The organism is Pseudomonas sp. AA-38 (assembly GCF_029457475.1).
Lineage (GTDB): Bacteria > Pseudomonadota > Gammaproteobacteria > Pseudomonadales > Pseudomonadaceae > Aquipseudomonas.
Window position 1 is genome coordinate 2,529,399 of sequence record NZ_CP120359.1, and the last position, 16,273, is coordinate 2,545,671.

A 16,273-nucleotide genomic window follows, 5' to 3' on the forward strand; every position below is an offset into this window, starting at 1 on the left:
GCCCCATGGCGCGCGAAGTGGCCGTGCTGTGGTGGGTGATGTGTGGCTTTGCCAGCCTGGTGCTGTTACTGGTGACCGCGCTCTGGGTGCATGCCATGCGCCGTGCACCGCACGCGATGGACGAGGCCAGGGCGCGCACCATCACCCTGCGCTGGCTGGTCGGCGGTGGCCTGCTGTTGCCCAGCCTGAGCATCGTGCTGCTGTTGTTGTTCGGTGTGCCCATCGGCCAGCACATGCTGCCCTTGCCGCTGAACGAGCCACCGCTGCGCATCGAGGTGATTGGCCACCAGTGGTGGTGGGAGGTGCGCTACCCGCAAAGCGGCGTGTTCACCGCCAACCAGTTGCACCTGCCGGCTGGGCAGCCGGTGGATCTGGACGTGAGCAGCGCCGACGTCATCCATGCCTTCTGGGTGCCGCGCCTGGGCGGCAAGATCGACATGATCCCCGGCCGGCACAACCGCATCCGCCTGCAGGCCGATGCGCCAGGCGTGTTTCGTGGCCAGTGCTCGGAGTTCTGCGGCACCCAGCACAGCCACATGATTCTCGACGTGCAGGCGCACGCGCCCGAAGACTTCCAGGCCTGGCTGCAGGCCCGCCGTGAGCCACAGATTGCGGCGCTGCCGGGCGCAGCCGGCGCCACCTTCCAGGCCCGTTGCGGCCAATGCCATCGCGTCGCGGGTGTCAGTGCGGGCACGCGCGGGCCGGATCTCAGCGATGTCGGCAGCCGCGCCCAGCTCGGTGCCGGCGTGCTGGCCAACGAGCCCGGCGCCACTCTGCGCTGGCTGCAGCAGCACCAGCAGCTCAAGCCTGGCAATGCCATGCCGCACCACGACGATCTCGACCCCGATCACCTCGGCGCCATCGCCGACTGGCTGGAGACCCTGGCACCGTGAGCCACGACAAAGCCGACGCGACACTCGACGCGCAACAGCTACACGACCAGTTCAACGAGGTCTGGGGCAACCCGCGCGGCTGGAAGGCCCTGACCATCGTCAACCACAGCACCGTCGGCGTGCGCTTCATGCTCACCGGCCTGGGCTTCTTCCTCTTCGGCGGGTTGCTGGCGATGCTGATTCGCACGCAACTGGCGCTGCCCGGGCGGGATTTCCTCACGCCGGATCTGTACAACCAGGTCTTCACCATGCACGGCACGGTGATGATGTTCCTGTTCGCCGTGCCGATGATGGAAGGCCTGGCGGTCTACCTGATCCCCAAGATGCTCGGCGCGCGCGACCTGGTGTTCCCCCGGCTGTCGGCGCTGGGCTACTGGTGCTACCTGTTCGGCGGGCTGATCCTCTGTGCCAGCCTGCTGCTGGGCATTGCCCCCAAGGCCGGCTGGTTCATGTACACGCCGCTGTCCAGCGCGGCCCACACGCCGGGGCCGAACTCGGATTTCTGGCTGATCGGCATCACCTTCGTGGAAATCTCCGCGGTGTCGGCCGGCGTCGAGCTGGTAGTGTCGATCCTGCGCACGCGGGCCGAGGGCATGGCGCTGAACAAGATGCCGATCTACGCCTGGTACATCCTGGTGATGGCCATGATGATCGTGGTCGGCTTCCCGCCGCTGATCCTCGGCAGCATATTGCTGGAGCTGGAACGCGCCGCCGACCTGCCCTTCTTCGAGGTGGCTCGTGGCGGCGACCCGCTGCTCTGGCAGCACCTGTTCTGGCTGTTCGGCCACCCCGAGGTGTACATCATCTTCCTGCCGGCCGCCGGCATCGTTTCCACCCTGCTGCCGGTGTTCTGCCAGCGCCCGCTGGTGGGCTACCGCTGGGTGGTGCTGGCGATCCTCAGCACCGGCTTCATCAGCTTCGGCCTGTGGGTGCACCACATGTTCACCGTGGGCATCCCGCAACTGGCGCAGGCCTTCTTCTCGGCGGCGAGCATGCTGGTGGCGGTGCCGACGGCGATTCAGGTGTTCGCCTGGATCGCCACCCTGTGGCTGGGGCGCCCGCGCTATCACGTACCCATGCTGTGGCTGCTGGGCTTTCTGGTGATTTTCGTCTGTGGCGGCCTGACCGGGGTGATGCTGGCCCTGGTGCCCTTCGACTGGCAGGTGCACGACACCCATTTCGTGGTGGCGCACATGCACTACGTGCTGGTGGGCGGCATGTTCTTCCCGCTGCTAGCCGGCGTGTATTACTGGCTGCCGCACTTTTCCGGGCGCATGCCGTCGCTGCGTCTGGGCAGATGGGGCTTCTGGCTGGTGTTCAGCGGCTTCAACCTGACCTTCCTGATCATGCACTGGACCGGCCTGATGGGCATGCCCAGGCGCATCTACACCTACCAGGGCGAGCTGGGCTGGGACTTGCCGAACCTGCTGTCATCGATCGGCAGTTTCATCATGGCCATCGGCATCGCCACCGTGCTGCTGGATATCGTCCTGCACTTTCGCTTCGGCCTGCCGGCCGCCGACAACCCCTGGCAGGCCGATACCCTGGAGTGGGCGACGCACCTGCCACCGAGCCCCTACAACTTCGTCAGCTTGCCGCGCATCGACAGCCGCCATCCGCTGTGGGATGCGCCGCAACTGCCGCACAGCATCGCCCGTGGTGAACACGCGCTGACGGTGATCGACCACGGCCGCCGGGAAACCTGGGGCGTCGAGCCGCTGACCGGCAAGGTGCGCGAGATCATCCACCTGCCCGGCAACAGTGCGCTGCCCTTTCTCGCTGCCCTGGCTATCGCCGTGCTGTGCCTGGGGCTGCTGTTCAAACTGTACTGGGGCGCCCTGCTCGCCTGCCTGGTGGCGCTGGCGCTGCTGCTGCGCTGGAGCTGGGAGAACGGCGCACATCCGCGCGCCGCGCCGGATGCCCGCACCCAACCCGGCGAGCCGCCGCTGCACTCGCGCACCTGCGATGGGCCGGGCCTGTGGGGCATGGGGGTGACGCTGCTGGCCAACGGCGCGCTGTACCTGTCGTTGCTGTTCGGCTGGTTCTACCTGTGGACGGTGGCGCCACACTGGCAGGCGCCGCCGCAACCGGTCTTCGACCAGCGTCTGGTGCTGGCCAGCGGCGTGCTGCTCAGCCTTGCCGTGCTCTGGCAACGCCCGCTGCTACAGCGCCTGCGCAAGGGCCAGGGCGAGCCGACGGCGTTGCTCAGGTGCTTCAGCGGCATCGCCCTGCTCGGCCTGCTGCAATCGGCGTTGCTGCTCTGGGCCATGCTCGGTGGGCAACTGGCACCGCGCGCGAACGCACACGATGCCGTGACGCTGGTGCTGCTGGGCTACAGCCTGGTGCATGGCCTGCTGGCCTCGGTGCTCAGTGCCCTGCAGGCGCTGCGCGTGCACCACGGCTACGTGGGCCGTCAGGCACCTTACGAGCCACTGGTGGTCGCCCAGCTCTGGCACTACAACCTGGCGGTGCTGTGGATCAGCTACTGCGCCCTGGTGCTATTCCCGCCCACCTTCGGAGGCCTTTGATGCAATCCTTGCGCTCCCCCTACAACCCGCTGCACATGGTGCTCGGCCTGGTGCTCTGGAGCCTGTGGTTCGTGGCGCTGTACAGCGGGCTTTCGCTGGGCTGCGCAGCCGCTCCGCCACCTTCGGCGCAAGGCCCGTGGAACTGGCTCAATGCTCTGCTTGGGGTGATGAGCCTGCTTACCCTGCTGGTGCTGCTGTGGCTGGCGCGGCGTTTTCAGCTAGCGGCCAGGCGCAGCGCCGCGGGCTCGGCGCAGGGCTTCGTCGCGCGGCTGGCCGCCAGCGTGCATCTGGTAGGGGCGATCGCCACGCTGTTCATCGGCCTGACCACCCTGCTGCTGCCGCCATGCATCTGATCCTCGCCCTGCTTGCCCTGCTGCCTGGCCAGGTATACGCCCATGGCGTACTGACCCCCGAGTTGAGCCTGGACGAGCGCCTGCCCCTGCTGCTCGCCGCGCTGCTGCTCGGCACGGCCTGGCTGCTCTATGGCCTCGGCTCGCGCCGGGTACGCCCGCACGGGCGCGAGGCCTGGTGGATGCACCTGGCCATGCTGATCACCCTGCTGGCGGTGTTCGGCCCCCTGGACGAGTGGGCCGAAACCAGCACCAGCCTGCACATGGTGCAGCACATGCTGTTCATGATCGTCATCGCGCCTTTGTGGGCACTGGCGCGGCCCTTGCCGCAATGGCGGGCGATGCTCGGCCACTGGCCGCGCCCGGTGTTCGACGCGGTGCTGCGCAGCGGCCGTTACCCGGTGACGCTGGCCATACTGCATGGCGCGATGATCTGGATCTGGCACAGCCCCAGCCTGTACCTGCTGGCGCTGCGAGATCCCGCCTGGCACGCCGTCGAGCATGCCTGCTTCCTGTTCAGCGCCTGGCTGTTCTGGTGGTCGTGCCTGCACGCCAGCCCCAGGCGCGTGCCAGAAGCGCTGATGGCGATACTGCTGACGCTGATGCACACCGGCCTGCTGGGGGCGCTGCTCACCTTCGGCAATCGCTCCTTCTATGGCGCCGAGCGAGCCATTGCCGATCAGCAATTGGCAGGGCTGTTGATGTGGGTGCCGGGCAGCCTGGTCTACCTGGCTGCCGCCGCCTGGATCACCTGGCGCTGGCTGAGCCGTATCTGGCGTCGCCAGCCGCAGACGGGCTGAACTTCGAGCCAGTCCGAGAATGAAGTATGGCTAAATGCAATCAACTTTGGAGTTGTTTTATTGTCACTTTCCCAATCGTATTACTCGCCCTATTCAAGTGACGGAAAAAAATCAATAAAACCTTTCTCCCAGGCGTGCTTGAATTTTTTATTTGTCGACACCGTCAATTATATGCAACACAACTTCAAAGTCATTTGATATCAAATTGATAGAAATTCCGACCATTCGTCCTGCCGACTGGACGGGCAGAAAGATATCGCTATGTTTCATTGTTGTTCCCAACAAGGAGGCAACAATGAAAGCGGATATAGATAGAATCAAGTCAGCACTCTCTTGCTATGCAATCGATGAAACTCATCGCCCCGATGGCAGTGTGGTGTTGACGGTAAAACACGGAGAAAAAAAGATCGTTCGGGTCATCGAACCGAACAGTGACCCTGAACAGACCGTGCGTCTCATCAAGTTCGACATGACCTTGGACGAGACTGACGAGGCGATCAACGAAGCGGTCAAATACTGCAATTGCACTCAACTGCCGACGTACTCGCGCGAGCCCATCTTCCGGACGCGTCACGCCCGGTTATGGGCCCTCAGAAAGATTACCAATCCATGAGGAGCCGACGTTATGCCGACACCCCTAGACTCACTGTCCCATCCACGTATCCAGGCTCTGTCTCGCTGCGCCAGCCGGCATGCGGCCTGTAGCCTGCACCTCCCTGATGAATGGCCATACATGGCCTGTTCGACCTGCCTGGTGGCGCTGCTGATCCTGCATCCCTTCGGCTCGTCCTCGGCAATCGCTACGCGGCCCGATGCAAGCCTTGCGGGCCACCGCTCGCTGCAGGAGATAACCGCCGATTGCCTGCAGGATCAGGGGCGTAGCACGGTCAGCAGCGCGGAGCTCGCAGAGCCTGCGGATATCGATGACCCACGCTTCAGCCGCTCGCTTCTCACCTGCCGCAGCGACAGCGTCGTACCGGGAATGTATCCGGCACACAGCCATGTACAGAACCGGATCATCCAGGCGGCGCCCGTCAGCAGAAGCTTCTGAAGGCTCTGGCCTGGCCGCCCTTTGGCCAGGCTTGCCCGCCCCCTTTTCTTACCCACCCCAAAGGATCACCGGATCATGCCGGACGCACTCGTCTATTTCTGGATCGCGCTCGCCGTGATCATCGCGCTCATTCACCTGTGGGCCATCGCCAACGTCTTTCGCAGTGACAAGCCATTGCCCAGCAAGACTCGCTGGGCATTGTTCATCGGACTCGTACCGGTCATTGGCCTGGTTGTCTGGGGTATTGCCGGGCCGCGTGGACATGATGACGGCCCACAATCACCGGAACATAGCAAGTGATAAACAAATACTTATCACCTGATATTCTCAAGTTATCTGTTGCTGCTCATGGAGCGAGATATTAGTCGAACTATAGTGGCAATTGAATATTGCACTTCCGAAAACCTTTACAGCACCTGTACAGGAGAATGGAGAGATGAAAGATGCGTATAATCATGTGAATGAAATAATGACATACAACAGTTGCGCCGATGCTTGCGAACATTGTATTGCCCTGTGCCTCAGCGAAAAGAGCGCTACCTATTTTCGTTGTATCGAACTGTGCCGTGACTGCGCTGATCTTTGTCGGCAGACGGCAATTTTCATGTTACGAAACAGTGACTACGCGGATGTCTGTGCACAACTTTGCCGGGTCGCCTGCCTGGCCTGCGCGGAAGAATGTCTCAGTCATGACGCCACGCATTGCCAGGCCTGCGCGCAAAGCTGCCAGGCCTGCGCCGACGAGGTGCTGATCAACGATCCAGGCAACGAGGATCCAGGCTCGCTGATCGAGGACGAGCGCGCGCCGTCGTGAGCCCTCCGCACCCTTTAGGCAAATTCTCCCTGAACCAAGACCATGAGTTGGCCTTCTACCCCCATGAATGCATAAACACAGGAGAAACGACCATGCGTCCATTCAAACCACTGAGCTTGCTGGCCCTCCTCGCTCTGGCCCTGTTTGCCGTTGGTAGCCTGCAGGCTGCCGATCAGGTCGAGGCGATCGACACCGAGGACTTCGTCGAGGAAGCCTCGGCCAAGGGTATCGCCGAGATCGAGGCCGCCAAGCTGGCGTTGGAAAAAGCCCGTAGCGAAGACGTCAAGGGCTTCGCCCAGATGATGATCGACGACCACGGTCGGGCCAATCAGCAGCTCAAGGAACTGGCCCAGCGCAAGAACCTGGACGTGTCCGACGATGCCGAGCTGATGAACAAAGCCAAGGCCATGGTGTTGAAGATGCGTGACGAGGACAGCTTCGACAAGGCCTACATGAACAACCAAGTCGGCGCTCACCAGGAGGCCATCGAGCTGTTCAAGCGCGGCATGAAGGCGCAGGATCAGGACATCGCCGCCTTCGCCCGGGAAACCCTGCCCAAGCTCGAGAAGCACCTGGAGCGGGCTCAGCGCATCAACGGTGAACTGCCCGAGAACTGATCCTGAGTGGTGACTGGCTCGCCTTCCTGTCCTGGCCGGCACGCGGTGCTACTGGCGGCAGGGCTGGCGAGCCTTTTCGTGACCATCCTGCCCTTTGCCCATGCAGGCAGTTTTTCAACGTCCTGGCTCAGCTAGCACGCAGGCGCTCGTAGTAATACGGCAGTTGCAGCAGGGCGTAGCGCGCCGTTGCCGCACGCACCTCGTTGCGCTCGCCGCTGAACTGCAGCGTTTCACTGACGATGCCTTCGTGCTGGTGCAGGCGGATGGCGCAAGCGATGCATTGCAAGCCATCGCGCTCGTCCTCGGCTTCGGCCAGCCCGGTATTGGCCAGGGCAATGTCGGCGTCGCTGCGTTGCAGCATGCCCAGGGCCATTTCCCGCGCCACTTCCTCACTGGTCAGCCCGTAGCGCTCGATGGTCTGCGCCGATATGCCGAGGCAGCGCTGCTTGGCCTCGGGCGAATAGACCACGAAGCCGCAGTCGAGCACCGCGCCGCTGCCGGGCACATCCGCCACCATGGCGGCGATCAGCCCGGCGGTGCAGGATTCCGCCGTGCTCAGGCGCAGCTTGTACTTGCGCAGAAAATTCACCACCTGCTCGACACTGTCCATCAGGCGTTCTCCTCGGTTGTGCTGGCTTGCCTAGTGGAAGCCGGTGCCGGTGGCAAAGTTCAACCTTTCGAGGTGTGTGATTGACGCTGGCGGGGGACTTCTTGGGTATTTTTGGTGTTCGGGACGCCGCTGCGGTGTTTTCTGAAACTCCGGGTTTGGCCCTCACGGGCGAAACCAAAAACATCAGCAAAAACGCGGCAATTCGGAACAAGCAACGAAGGTGTCGGCTACTTTTCCGGCAAAGCCCGAAAGCGACTCGCCTGAGGAGGCGAACCCCGGAATATCTGACACACCGCAATGGCGTCCAGAAACCCCAACGAAGCCCCCAAACTCGCTAGCCCACCACCAAGCCCATTCACCCTCAATCCCCAGCGCCCCACGCAAAAAAAGGTCGAACCTTTATCCGCCGTGCCCCGTCAGCAAAAGAGTGTGGGATGCGCCCTCTTCCGGGCTTTCCGAGATCCCACGCACCTGCCATCGGCAGGTCAAGGATCGTCTACACACCCGAACGATGGAGAAAGACATGGCAAGCGCTGCAGCCCCCGCCCGACTACAACCCGAGCCCCACCTTCCGGCAGCCGCCAAATCGCCACTGCGCATGCAGAGCCAGCATCCACAGCGCAAGCGCGTACTGTTCGTCACCTCCGAGTTCGCTGACCTGGTCAAATGCGGCGGCCTCGGCGATGTCTCCGCTGCACTGCCACGGGCACTGTCGCCCCAGCACGACATCCGCATCCTCATCCCGGGCTACCGCCAGGTGCTCGAGAGCGGTCGGCCCATTCGTATCGTCGGCCAGATGCCGGGCCTGGCGGCCCTGCCGCCGTGCCGCATCGGGCGCATGGATCTGGCGGATGGCTTGATCGTCTACGTGCTGCTCAACGCCGAGCTGTACGACCGCGAAGGCACCCCCTACGTCGACCCACAGGGCCATGACTGGGCCGACAACCACATCCGCTTCGCCCGCCTGGGCCTGGCGGCGGCCGAGATGGCCGCCGGCAATGCCGATATCCAGTGGCGACCGGAACTGGTGCATGCCAATGATTGGCCCGCGGCCATGGCACCGGCCTACATGGCCTGGCAGCAGGTCAAGGTTCCGACACTGCTCACCGTGCATAATCTGGCCTATCAGGGCCTGTGCGACATGGCCTGCAGCAGCGAGCTGGCGGTTCCCATGGAGGCCTGCGGCATGGACGGCATGGAATTCCATGGCCGGCTGTCGTTTCTCAAGGCCGGTATCGCCTATTGCAGCCATGTCACCACGGTCAGCCGGCGCTACGCCTTGGAGATCACCACCGAGCGGCTCGGCTGCGGGCTCCACGGCATGCTGCGCCGCAAGATGGCGAGCGGCCAGTTGAGCGGTATCGTCAACGGCATCGACGAAAGCTGGCAGCCACAGGGCGACCCGCACCTGGTGCAAGGCTTCGCCCCGCGCGACTGGGCCGGCAAACAGGCCAATGCCGAGCATGTGGCGCAGTGGCTGGGGCTCGAAGGCAATGGGCCGCTGTTCGCGGTGGTCTCGCGCATGGTGCAGCAGAAAGGCATCGACCTGACCCTGGCGGTGGCCGAGCATATCGTCGCTCATGGTGGCCGCATCGCCGCCATCGGCCTGGGCGAGCCGGCTCTGGAAGCGGCCATGGCTGACCTGGGCCGACGTCATCCCGGACGCATCGGCGTGCACATCGGCTTCACCGAGGGCGCGGCGCGGCGCATCTATGCCGGCAGCGACTTCTTGCTCATGCCCTCGCGCTTCGAGCCTTGCGGCCTCAGCCAGATGTATGCCCAGCGTTACGCCTCGCTGCCCATCGCCCGGCGCACCGGCGGTCTGGCCGACACCATCGACGATGGTGTCAGCGGCTTTCTCTTCGACGAAGCCGAGGTGGAGGATTACCGCGCGGCCATCGACCGCGCCCTGCAGGTGCATGCCCACCCCGAACTGCTGGAGGCGATGCGTTGCCGGGCCATGCAAGCCCCCCTGTACTGGCAGCAGGCGGTGCAGCCCTATGACCGCCTCTACCAACGCCTGCTGAGCCACACCCATGCGCGCCGGGAAGCGTGCTGATGTTCAGTCACGGAGCCCGGCCCGTGGCCGATGGTCGGGTGCGCTTCGCCCTCTGGGCACCGAGCGCGCAGCAGGTGGATCTGGAGCTGCAAGGCGGCGAACTCTGGCCGATGGTGGCGCAGAGCGAAGGCTGGTACGTGCTGCTGTTCGACTGCCCGGTGGGCACGGCCTACCGCTACCGCATCGACGGCCAGTGGTCGGTGCCGGATCCGGCCTCTCGCCAACAGCTCACCGATGTGCATGGCTTCAGCCTGGTGGTCGACCATGCCGCCCACGACTGGGCGCACCCCGAGTGGCAGGGCCGGCCCTGGCACGAAACCGTGCTCTACGAGCTGCATGTCGGTCTGTTCGGCGGTTATGAAGGCGTGATCGAACACCTGCCGCACCTGGCGGATCTGGGCGTGAGCGCAGTACAGCTAATGCCGCTGAACGCCTTTTCCGGCACGCGCAACTGGGGCTACGACGGCGTGCTGCCCTTCGCCCCGGCCAATGCCTACGGCACGCCCGAGCAGCTCAAGCAATTGATCGACGCCGCCCACGCCCTGGGCCTGATGGTGTTCGTCGACGTGGTCTACAACCACTTCGGCCCGGACGGCAATTACCTGGGCCTGTATGCGCGGCAGTTCTTCCATGAAGAGCGCATCACCCCCTGGGGCGCGGCCATCGATTTCGATCGCCCCCAGGTGCGTGACTTCTTCTGCGAGAACGCCCTGATGTGGCTGCTGGACTATCGCGTCGACGGCCTGCGCTTCGATGCCGTGCATGCCATCGACAACAGCGCTTTTCTCCGCGAGCTGGCCGCCCGCGTGCACGCGGCACTGCCCGCGCAGCGCCAGGTGCATCTGGTGCTGGAGAACGAGCACAACGCCGCGCACCTGTTGCGCGACGGCTTCGATGGGCAATGGAACGACGACGGCCATAACACCCTGCACGTGCTGCTCACCGGCGAGAACGAAAGCTACTACGCTGACTACGCCCAGGCGCCGACGCAGAAGCTGGCCACCCTGCTGGAGCAGGGTTTCGTCTACCAGGGCCAGGCCAACCGCCAGGGCCGCGCGCGTGGCGAGCCCAGCGCCGACCTGCCGCCGCATGCCTTCGTGCTGTTCCTGCAGAACCACGACCAGGTGGGCAACCGCGCCTTCGGCGAGCGCTTGACGCTGCTGGCCGATGCCGATGCGCTGAAGGCCGCCACCGTGCTGCTGTTGCTGTGCCCCATGGTGCCGCTGCTGTTCATGGGTGAGGAATGGGGCTGCACGCGCCCTTTCCTGTTCTTCACCGATTATCACGACGAGCTGGCCAATGCCGTGCGTGAGGGGCGGCGCAATGAATTCGCCGAGTTTTCCCAGTTCAGCGCCGGGCATGCCCGCGAGGCCATCGCCGACCCCAATGCCCTGGCCAGCTTCCAGCGTTCGCAGCCGGATCTGGCGCCGGCGCTGGAACCTGAACAGCGCGACTGGCTGGCGTTCTACCGGGGCCTGCTGCAGGTGCGCCGCACGCGCCTGCAGCCGGGCTTGCAGGAGGCGCGTAGCCTCGGTGCCCAGGTACTGGGGGACGGCGCGGTGCTGGCCCGCTGGCGCCTGGGGCACGGCCCGGCGTTGACCATCGCCCTCAACCTGGGCAGCAGCGCCGTGCACCTGCCCGCTTCCGATTTCCGCGCCGAACGCCTCTACACCTGGCGTATCGACGACGCCGATCTGCGCCAGGAGCAGCTACCCGCACACAGCGCCCTGGTCACCCTGGAGCCCGCCCAATGAGCGATCAATTACTGACCGAACTGGCCCAGGCCGCCGACCTGAGCATCGACTGGGTCGATGCCCATGGCCAGGCGCAACGCGTCACCCCCGAAGCGCAACGCACCCTGCTGGAGGCGCTCGGTTATCCAGCGCAGAGCCCCGAACAATTGCGGGCCAGCCTGGCCGCTCTGGTGCAACAGCGCCATGTGCCGGAAGACGCCGCGCTGCTGTTCCAGGATCAGGGCCAGCCGCTGCCCCTGACCCTGTACCCGGCCGACAGCCCCTATCGGCTGACCGACGAGCAGGGCAATACCAGCGAAGGCCGGCTCGACGCCAATGGCCATCTGCCTGCGCACCACCAGCCCGGCTACTACCAACTGGAGATTCGCGACACCCAGCACCGCCTGGCCGTGGCCCCGGCTACCTGCCTGTCGGTGCAGGAGCTGTGCGGCAAGCCGCGCATCTGGGGGCTCGCCGTCCAGCTCTACGGCCTGCGCCGCGAGGGCGATGGTGGTCTGGGCGACACCCAGGCCGTGGCCGATCTGGCCCGGCATGCCGCCGACCAGGGTGCCGATGCCCTGGCCCTGAGCCCTGTGCACGCGCCGTTCGGCGCCGAGGTGCAGCGCTTCGGCCCCTACTCCCCTTCCAGCCGTCTGTTCTTCAACAGCCTGTATGCCGCACCAGCCATGCTGCTGGGCCAGGAGCGCGTCGACCGCGCCATCCAGCGTGCCGGCCTGGCGGCGGAAATGGCGCGCCTGCAAGCCCTGGAGCTGATCGACTGGCCCGCCGTGGCCACGGCCCGGCAACGCCTGCTACGCCAGCTCTATGCGGATTTCCGCGAGGCGCCTGGCGAACTGCTGGGGCGGTTCGAGGCCTTCTGTCAGCAGGCCGGCGAGCCCTTGCAACAGCATTGCTGCTTCGAGGCCATCCATGCCCAGCGCCTGCGCGAGGGGGCCAGCGGCGACTGGCGCACCTGGCCCGAGGCCCTGCGCAGCCCCACCCAGGGCGCGGTGATCCGCTTCACCATGGAGCATGCCGACGAACTGCGCTTCCAGGCCTTCTGCCAGTGGTTGATCGCCCATGGTCTGGAATGCGCTCAGGCCACCGCCAGTGGCGCCGGCATGGGCATCGGCCTGATCGCCGACCTGGCGGTAGGCGCCGATTGCGCCGGCAGCCAGGCCTGGTCGCGCCAGGCTGAACTGCTGCCCTCGGTCACCGTCGGCGCGCCGCCGGATATCCTCAGCCGCCAGGGGCAGAACTGGGGCGTGGCCGCCTTCTCGCCGCAGGGGCTGCGTCAGCATGGTTTTCGCGCCTACATCGAGATGCTCCAGGCCAACCTGGCCCATGCCGGTGGCATTCGCATCGACCATGTCATGGGCCTGCAACGTCTATGGGTGATCCCCGAGGGCGCCGAACCCTTGCAAGGCGCCTACCTGCGCTACCCGCTGGATGACCTGCTGCGCCTTTTGGCTCTGGAGTCGCAGCGCCACCGTGCGCTGGTCATCGGCGAAGACCTCGGCACCGTGCCCGAAGGCCTGCGCGACAAGCTTGCCGCGCGCAATATTCTCGGCACCCGGGTGTTGCTGTTCGAGCAGGACGACCTGGGTTTCGTGCCCGCGCCGCGCTGGCCGGACAACGCCCTGGCCACCACCACCACCCACGACCTGCCGACCATCAAGGGCTGGCTCGCCGGTCGCGACCTGGAATGGCGGGTGCGCGCCGGGCATCGCGACGCCAGTTTGTTGGAGGCCGATCATGCCGAACGGGCCGGCGAGCGCGTGGCCCTGCGCCAGTTGCTGGAGCACCAGGGCATGGCTGTCGGTCTGGACGATGACGCCAGCCTGCTGGCCTGCATCGAGCACATCGGCCGTACCCCGGCGCCACTGGCCCTGTTGCCGCTGGAGGACGTCTGCGGCCTGGAGCAGCAGCCCAACCTGCCCGGCCCCGGCGACCTGCACCCGAACTGGCGACGGCGCTACCCACTGGCGGTGAACGAACTGCTGGAGCAGCCGGCCGCCCGCCAGCGCCTGGCGACTCTGGACAAGGCACGCCGGGAGGCCGGCGATGACTGAACTACGCGCCACTCAGCGCCTGCAACTGCACAAGGGCTTCACCCTGCACGATGCGGCCACCCAGGTGCCTTATCTGGCGCGGCTGGGCATCAGCCACCTGTACGCCTCGCCGATTCTCACCGCACGGCCGGGCTCGCAGCACGGCTATGACGTCATCGACCCGAACCGGGTCAACCCCGAGCTGGGTGGCGAAGCGGCACTGGAGCAGCTAGTGGCCTGTCTGCGTGAGCACGGCATGGGGCTGATCCTGGATATCGTGCCCAATCACATGGCCGTCGGCGGCGATGGCAACCCCTGGTGGCTGGACGTGCTGGAATGGGGCCAGGCCAGCCCCTACGCGGCCTTCTTCGACATCCAGTGGCAATCCCACGACCCGCTGCTCAGCGGCCAGTTGCTGGTGCCCTTCCTGCGCAGCGATTACGGCGAGGCCCTGCGCGACGGCACCCTGGAACTGGTCTTCGAGGCCGACAGCGGGCGCATCCATGCGCGCCATTTCGAGCATCGCCTGCCGCTGACGCCACCCAGCTACGGCTGGATCCTGCGTGCCAGCGAGGACCCGGTCCTGCGCGAGCTGGGCCAACGCTTCGCCCGCCTGCACAGCGATCAGGCCGGTCGCGACGAGGCCCGCCGACTGTGCGCCGAACTGGCCAGCCAGGCGCAGCAGGTGCCGGCGCTGCTCGCGCGCTTCCAGGGCCGCAACGAGGCCAGCCAGCAGCGCCTGCATCAGTTGCTCGAACGCCAGCATTACCGCGTCGCCAGTTGGCGCACGGCGGCGGATGACATCAACTGGCGGCGTTTCTTCGACATCAACGAACTGGGCGCCCTGCGCGTCGAACACCGCGAGGTGTTCGAGCAGACCCATGCCAAGGTCTTCGAGCTGATCGAGCGCGGCCTGATCGACGGGTTGCGCCTGGATCACATCGACGGCCTGGCCAACCCACGGGCCTATTGCAGCCGCCTGCGCCGGCGCGTCACGCGGTTGCGCGGCGATGCGCACTTCCCCATCTTCGTGGAGAAGATTCTCGGCACCGGCGAGCAACTGCCGGAGCAATGGCCAGTGGATGGCAGCACGGGCTACGAATTCATGAATCAGGTGTCGCTGCTGCAGCACGACCCGCATGGTGAGCTGCCACTGGCGACCCTGTGGCAACAGCTCAGCGGACGCCCTGCGGCGTTCGCCGAAGAAGTGTTGCAGGCACGCCGCCTGGTGCTGGACGGCTCGCTGGCCGGTGATCTGGAGGAAGTGGCCCAGCGCCTGCTGCAGGTGGCGCGCCACGACATCGCCACCCGCGACCTGACCTTGGGGGCGATCCGCCGGGCCTTGCGTGAGCTGATCGTGCATTTTCCGGTGTACCGCACCTATGCCCAGGCCTGCGGCCGCTCGCTACAGGATCAGCAATTCTTCCAGCAGGCCCTGGACGGCGCGCGACAAACCCTGGCCGAAGCCGACTGGCCCTTGCTCGCGCACCTCGACGACTGGCTCGGTGGTGCTCGCCTGCGCCAGTTGCCCCCTGGTCGAGCGCGGCGCCTGCGCGCCCAGGCGCTGACGCGCTTCCAGCAACTGACCTCGCCAGTGGCGGCCAAGGCGGTCGAGGACACCGCCCTGTACCGCGCCGGGGTGCTGCTGTCGCGCTATGACGTGGGCTTCGATGCCGAGCATTTCAGCGCCAGTGTCGAGCAGTTCCACCAGGCCTGCGCGGAGCGCGCGGCTCGTCATCCGCTCAATCTGCTGGCCACTGCCACCCATGATCACAAGCGCGGCGAGGATTGCCGCGCCCGCCTGGCAGTGCTCAGCGAACGCGCCTCCTGGTACGCCGAACGCGTGCGCCACTGGCAGCAACTCGCCCAGCCACTGCACCTGAGCCAGATACGGCCGGTACCGGACGGCGGCGAAGAGGCCATCCTCTACCAGGCGTTGCTCGGCAGTTGGCCGCTGTCGCTCGAGGCGGACGACGCAGCCGGCCTCGACGCCTACCTGCAGCGCCTGCTCGGCTGGCAACGCAAGGCCCTGCGCGAAGCCAAGCTCAACAGCACCTGGAGCGCGCCGAACGATGAGCACGAGGCCGCCTGCGCGGACTTCCTGCGGCGCCTGCTGTGCGAACCCACGGGGCTGGCCATGCGCCGGGAGTTGGTCAGCGCCGTTGCCGCCGTGGCGCCGGCCAGTGCGCTGAACAGCCTGGTGCAATGCCTGCTGCGCATGACCACGCCGGGCGTGCCCGACCTGTATCAAGGCTGCGAATTCTGGGACTTCAGCCTGGTCGACCCGGACAACCGCCGGCCGGTGGATTTCGCCGCGCGCTCGGCCGCCCTGCAGGCCGAGGATGGCCCGGCCAGCAAGTTGCAGAGCTGGCAGGACGGGCGCATCAAGCAATGGCTGATCCAGCGCGTGCTCGGCCTGCGCGCCGCGCAGCCGCTACTGTTCGCCGAGGGCCGCTACCGGCCACTGGGCATCAAGGGAGAACAGGCGGGCCACGCGCTGGCCTTCCTGCGCAGCCTGGGTGACCAACACCTGCTGGTGATCGTGCCGCGCCTGGCTGCCGGGCTGCTGGGCGAGCACCCCTTGCCGCACGTCCCCGCGCAGCGCTGGGGCGACACCCGGGTGGTGCTGCCTGGCGATCTGCAGGTCTGCCAGGTCGAAGGCCTGCTGGCCCCATGCGCTGCGGGCGATGGGCGCTGCATCGCCCTGAGCGCCGCGCTGGCCGAGTGCCCCGTCAATCTGCTTCGTCTTACCCCACGGTCATAGGAG

Annotated in this window: 14 protein-coding genes; 13 read left to right on the top strand and 1 reads right to left on the bottom strand. The window is 65.9% G+C overall.

Going from position 1 to position 16,273, the window contains the following annotated elements:
- Positions 1 to 5 precede the first annotated feature (5 nt).
- From coxB to PVE35_RS11585, 9 genes are all read left to right on the top strand, one after another.
- Positions 6 to 893, top strand: a complete 888-nt coding sequence (coxB, locus tag PVE35_RS11545; RefSeq protein ID WP_277374879.1) for a cytochrome c oxidase subunit II — start codon at positions 6 to 8, stop codon at positions 891 to 893.
- Positions 890 to 3,421 (top strand): cytochrome c oxidase subunit I, encoded by a 2,532-nt coding sequence (gene ctaD, locus PVE35_RS11550; protein WP_277374709.1) that lies wholly within the window; start codon positions 890 to 892, stop codon positions 3,419 to 3,421. The genes coxB and ctaD overlap by 4 nt, the downstream gene beginning before the upstream one ends.
- A complete protein-coding gene (locus PVE35_RS11555; protein ID WP_268177641.1) occupies positions 3,421 to 3,774 on the top strand; it encodes a hypothetical protein in 354 nt (117 codons plus the stop codon). Before ctaD ends, PVE35_RS11555 begins: the two co-directional genes overlap by 1 nt.
- A complete protein-coding gene (locus PVE35_RS11560) occupies positions 3,765 to 4,571 on the top strand; it encodes a cytochrome c oxidase assembly protein (protein ID WP_277374710.1) in 807 nt (268 codons plus the stop codon). Before PVE35_RS11555 ends, PVE35_RS11560 begins: the two co-directional genes overlap by 10 nt.
- 295 nt (positions 4,572 to 4,866) lie before the next feature.
- On the top strand, positions 4,867 to 5,184 hold the full coding sequence (locus PVE35_RS11565; protein ID WP_268177644.1) for a hypothetical protein: 318 nt from the start codon (positions 4,867 to 4,869) through the stop codon (positions 5,182 to 5,184).
- Between the two features lie 120 nt (positions 5,185 to 5,304).
- Complete coding sequence (locus tag PVE35_RS11570) at positions 5,305 to 5,622, top strand: hypothetical protein (protein ID WP_268177645.1); 318 nt, start codon at positions 5,305 to 5,307, stop codon at positions 5,620 to 5,622.
- A 75-nt stretch (positions 5,623 to 5,697) separates the two neighbouring features.
- Complete coding sequence (locus PVE35_RS11575) at positions 5,698 to 5,922, top strand: hypothetical protein (RefSeq protein WP_277374711.1); 225 nt, start codon at positions 5,698 to 5,700, stop codon at positions 5,920 to 5,922.
- 136 nt (positions 5,923 to 6,058) lie between these two features.
- Positions 6,059 to 6,436, top strand: coding sequence for a four-helix bundle copper-binding protein (locus PVE35_RS11580; RefSeq protein ID WP_277374712.1), 378 nt, complete (start codon positions 6,059 to 6,061; stop codon positions 6,434 to 6,436).
- A 92-nt stretch (positions 6,437 to 6,528) separates the two neighbouring features.
- Complete coding sequence (locus PVE35_RS11585; RefSeq protein ID WP_277374713.1) at positions 6,529 to 7,053, top strand: DUF4142 domain-containing protein; 525 nt, start codon at positions 6,529 to 6,531, stop codon at positions 7,051 to 7,053.
- Between the two features lie 127 nt (positions 7,054 to 7,180).
- On the opposite strand, the gene PVE35_RS11590 is transcribed toward PVE35_RS11585, so the two are convergent.
- Positions 7,181 to 7,663, bottom strand: a complete 483-nt coding sequence (locus PVE35_RS11590; protein WP_277374714.1) for a CinA family protein — start codon at positions 7,661 to 7,663, stop codon at positions 7,181 to 7,183.
- Positions 7,664 to 8,186: 523 nt separating this feature from the next.
- Here PVE35_RS11590 and glgA point away from each other — a divergent pair.
- From glgA to PVE35_RS11610, 4 genes are read left to right on the top strand one after another with little or no spacing between them, the layout of a single operon-like run.
- Positions 8,187 to 9,722, top strand: coding sequence for a glycogen synthase GlgA (gene glgA / locus PVE35_RS11595; RefSeq protein ID WP_268177650.1), 1,536 nt, complete (start codon positions 8,187 to 8,189; stop codon positions 9,720 to 9,722).
- On the top strand, positions 9,722 to 11,476 hold the full coding sequence (gene treZ / locus PVE35_RS11600) for a malto-oligosyltrehalose trehalohydrolase (protein ID WP_277374715.1): 1,755 nt from the start codon (positions 9,722 to 9,724) through the stop codon (positions 11,474 to 11,476). Before glgA ends, treZ begins: the two co-directional genes overlap by 1 nt.
- Entirely contained in the window at positions 11,473 to 13,527 is a 2,055-nt protein-coding gene (malQ, locus tag PVE35_RS11605) for a 4-alpha-glucanotransferase (protein WP_277374716.1), read from the top strand. The genes treZ and malQ overlap by 4 nt, the downstream gene beginning before the upstream one ends.
- Positions 13,520 to 16,270 carry a malto-oligosyltrehalose synthase gene (locus PVE35_RS11610; protein ID WP_277374717.1) on the top strand — a complete coding sequence of 917 codons (2,751 nt, stop codon included), beginning with the start codon at positions 13,520 to 13,522 and terminating at the stop codon, positions 16,268 to 16,270. Before malQ ends, PVE35_RS11610 begins: the two co-directional genes overlap by 8 nt.
- Positions 16,271 to 16,273: the final 3 nt, after the last annotated feature.

Coding starts and splice junctions, on each gene's coding strand:
- coxB (WP_277374879.1), top strand. CDS start 6: ATGGCGCGCGAAGTGGCCGTGCTGTGGTGGGTGATGTGTGGCTTTGCC.
- PVE35_RS11555 (WP_268177641.1), top strand. CDS start 3,421: ATGCAATCCTTGCGCTCCCCCTACAACCCGCTGCACATGGTGCTCGGC.
- PVE35_RS11560 (WP_277374710.1), top strand. CDS start 3,765: ATGCATCTGATCCTCGCCCTGCTTGCCCTGCTGCCTGGCCAGGTATAC.
- PVE35_RS11565 (WP_268177644.1), top strand. CDS start 4,867: ATGAAAGCGGATATAGATAGAATCAAGTCAGCACTCTCTTGCTATGCA.
- PVE35_RS11570 (WP_268177645.1), top strand. CDS start 5,305: ATGGCCTGTTCGACCTGCCTGGTGGCGCTGCTGATCCTGCATCCCTTC.
- PVE35_RS11575 (WP_277374711.1), top strand. CDS start 5,698: ATGCCGGACGCACTCGTCTATTTCTGGATCGCGCTCGCCGTGATCATC.
- PVE35_RS11580 (WP_277374712.1), top strand. CDS start 6,059: ATGAAAGATGCGTATAATCATGTGAATGAAATAATGACATACAACAGT.
- PVE35_RS11585 (WP_277374713.1), top strand. CDS start 6,529: ATGCGTCCATTCAAACCACTGAGCTTGCTGGCCCTCCTCGCTCTGGCC.
- PVE35_RS11590 (WP_277374714.1), bottom strand. CDS start 7,663: ATGGACAGTGTCGAGCAGGTGGTGAATTTTCTGCGCAAGTACAAGCTG.
- glgA (WP_268177650.1), top strand. CDS start 8,187: ATGGCAAGCGCTGCAGCCCCCGCCCGACTACAACCCGAGCCCCACCTT.
- treZ (WP_277374715.1), top strand. CDS start 9,722: ATGTTCAGTCACGGAGCCCGGCCCGTGGCCGATGGTCGGGTGCGCTTC.
- malQ (WP_277374716.1), top strand. CDS start 11,473: ATGAGCGATCAATTACTGACCGAACTGGCCCAGGCCGCCGACCTGAGC.
- PVE35_RS11610 (WP_277374717.1), top strand. CDS start 13,520: ATGACTGAACTACGCGCCACTCAGCGCCTGCAACTGCACAAGGGCTTC.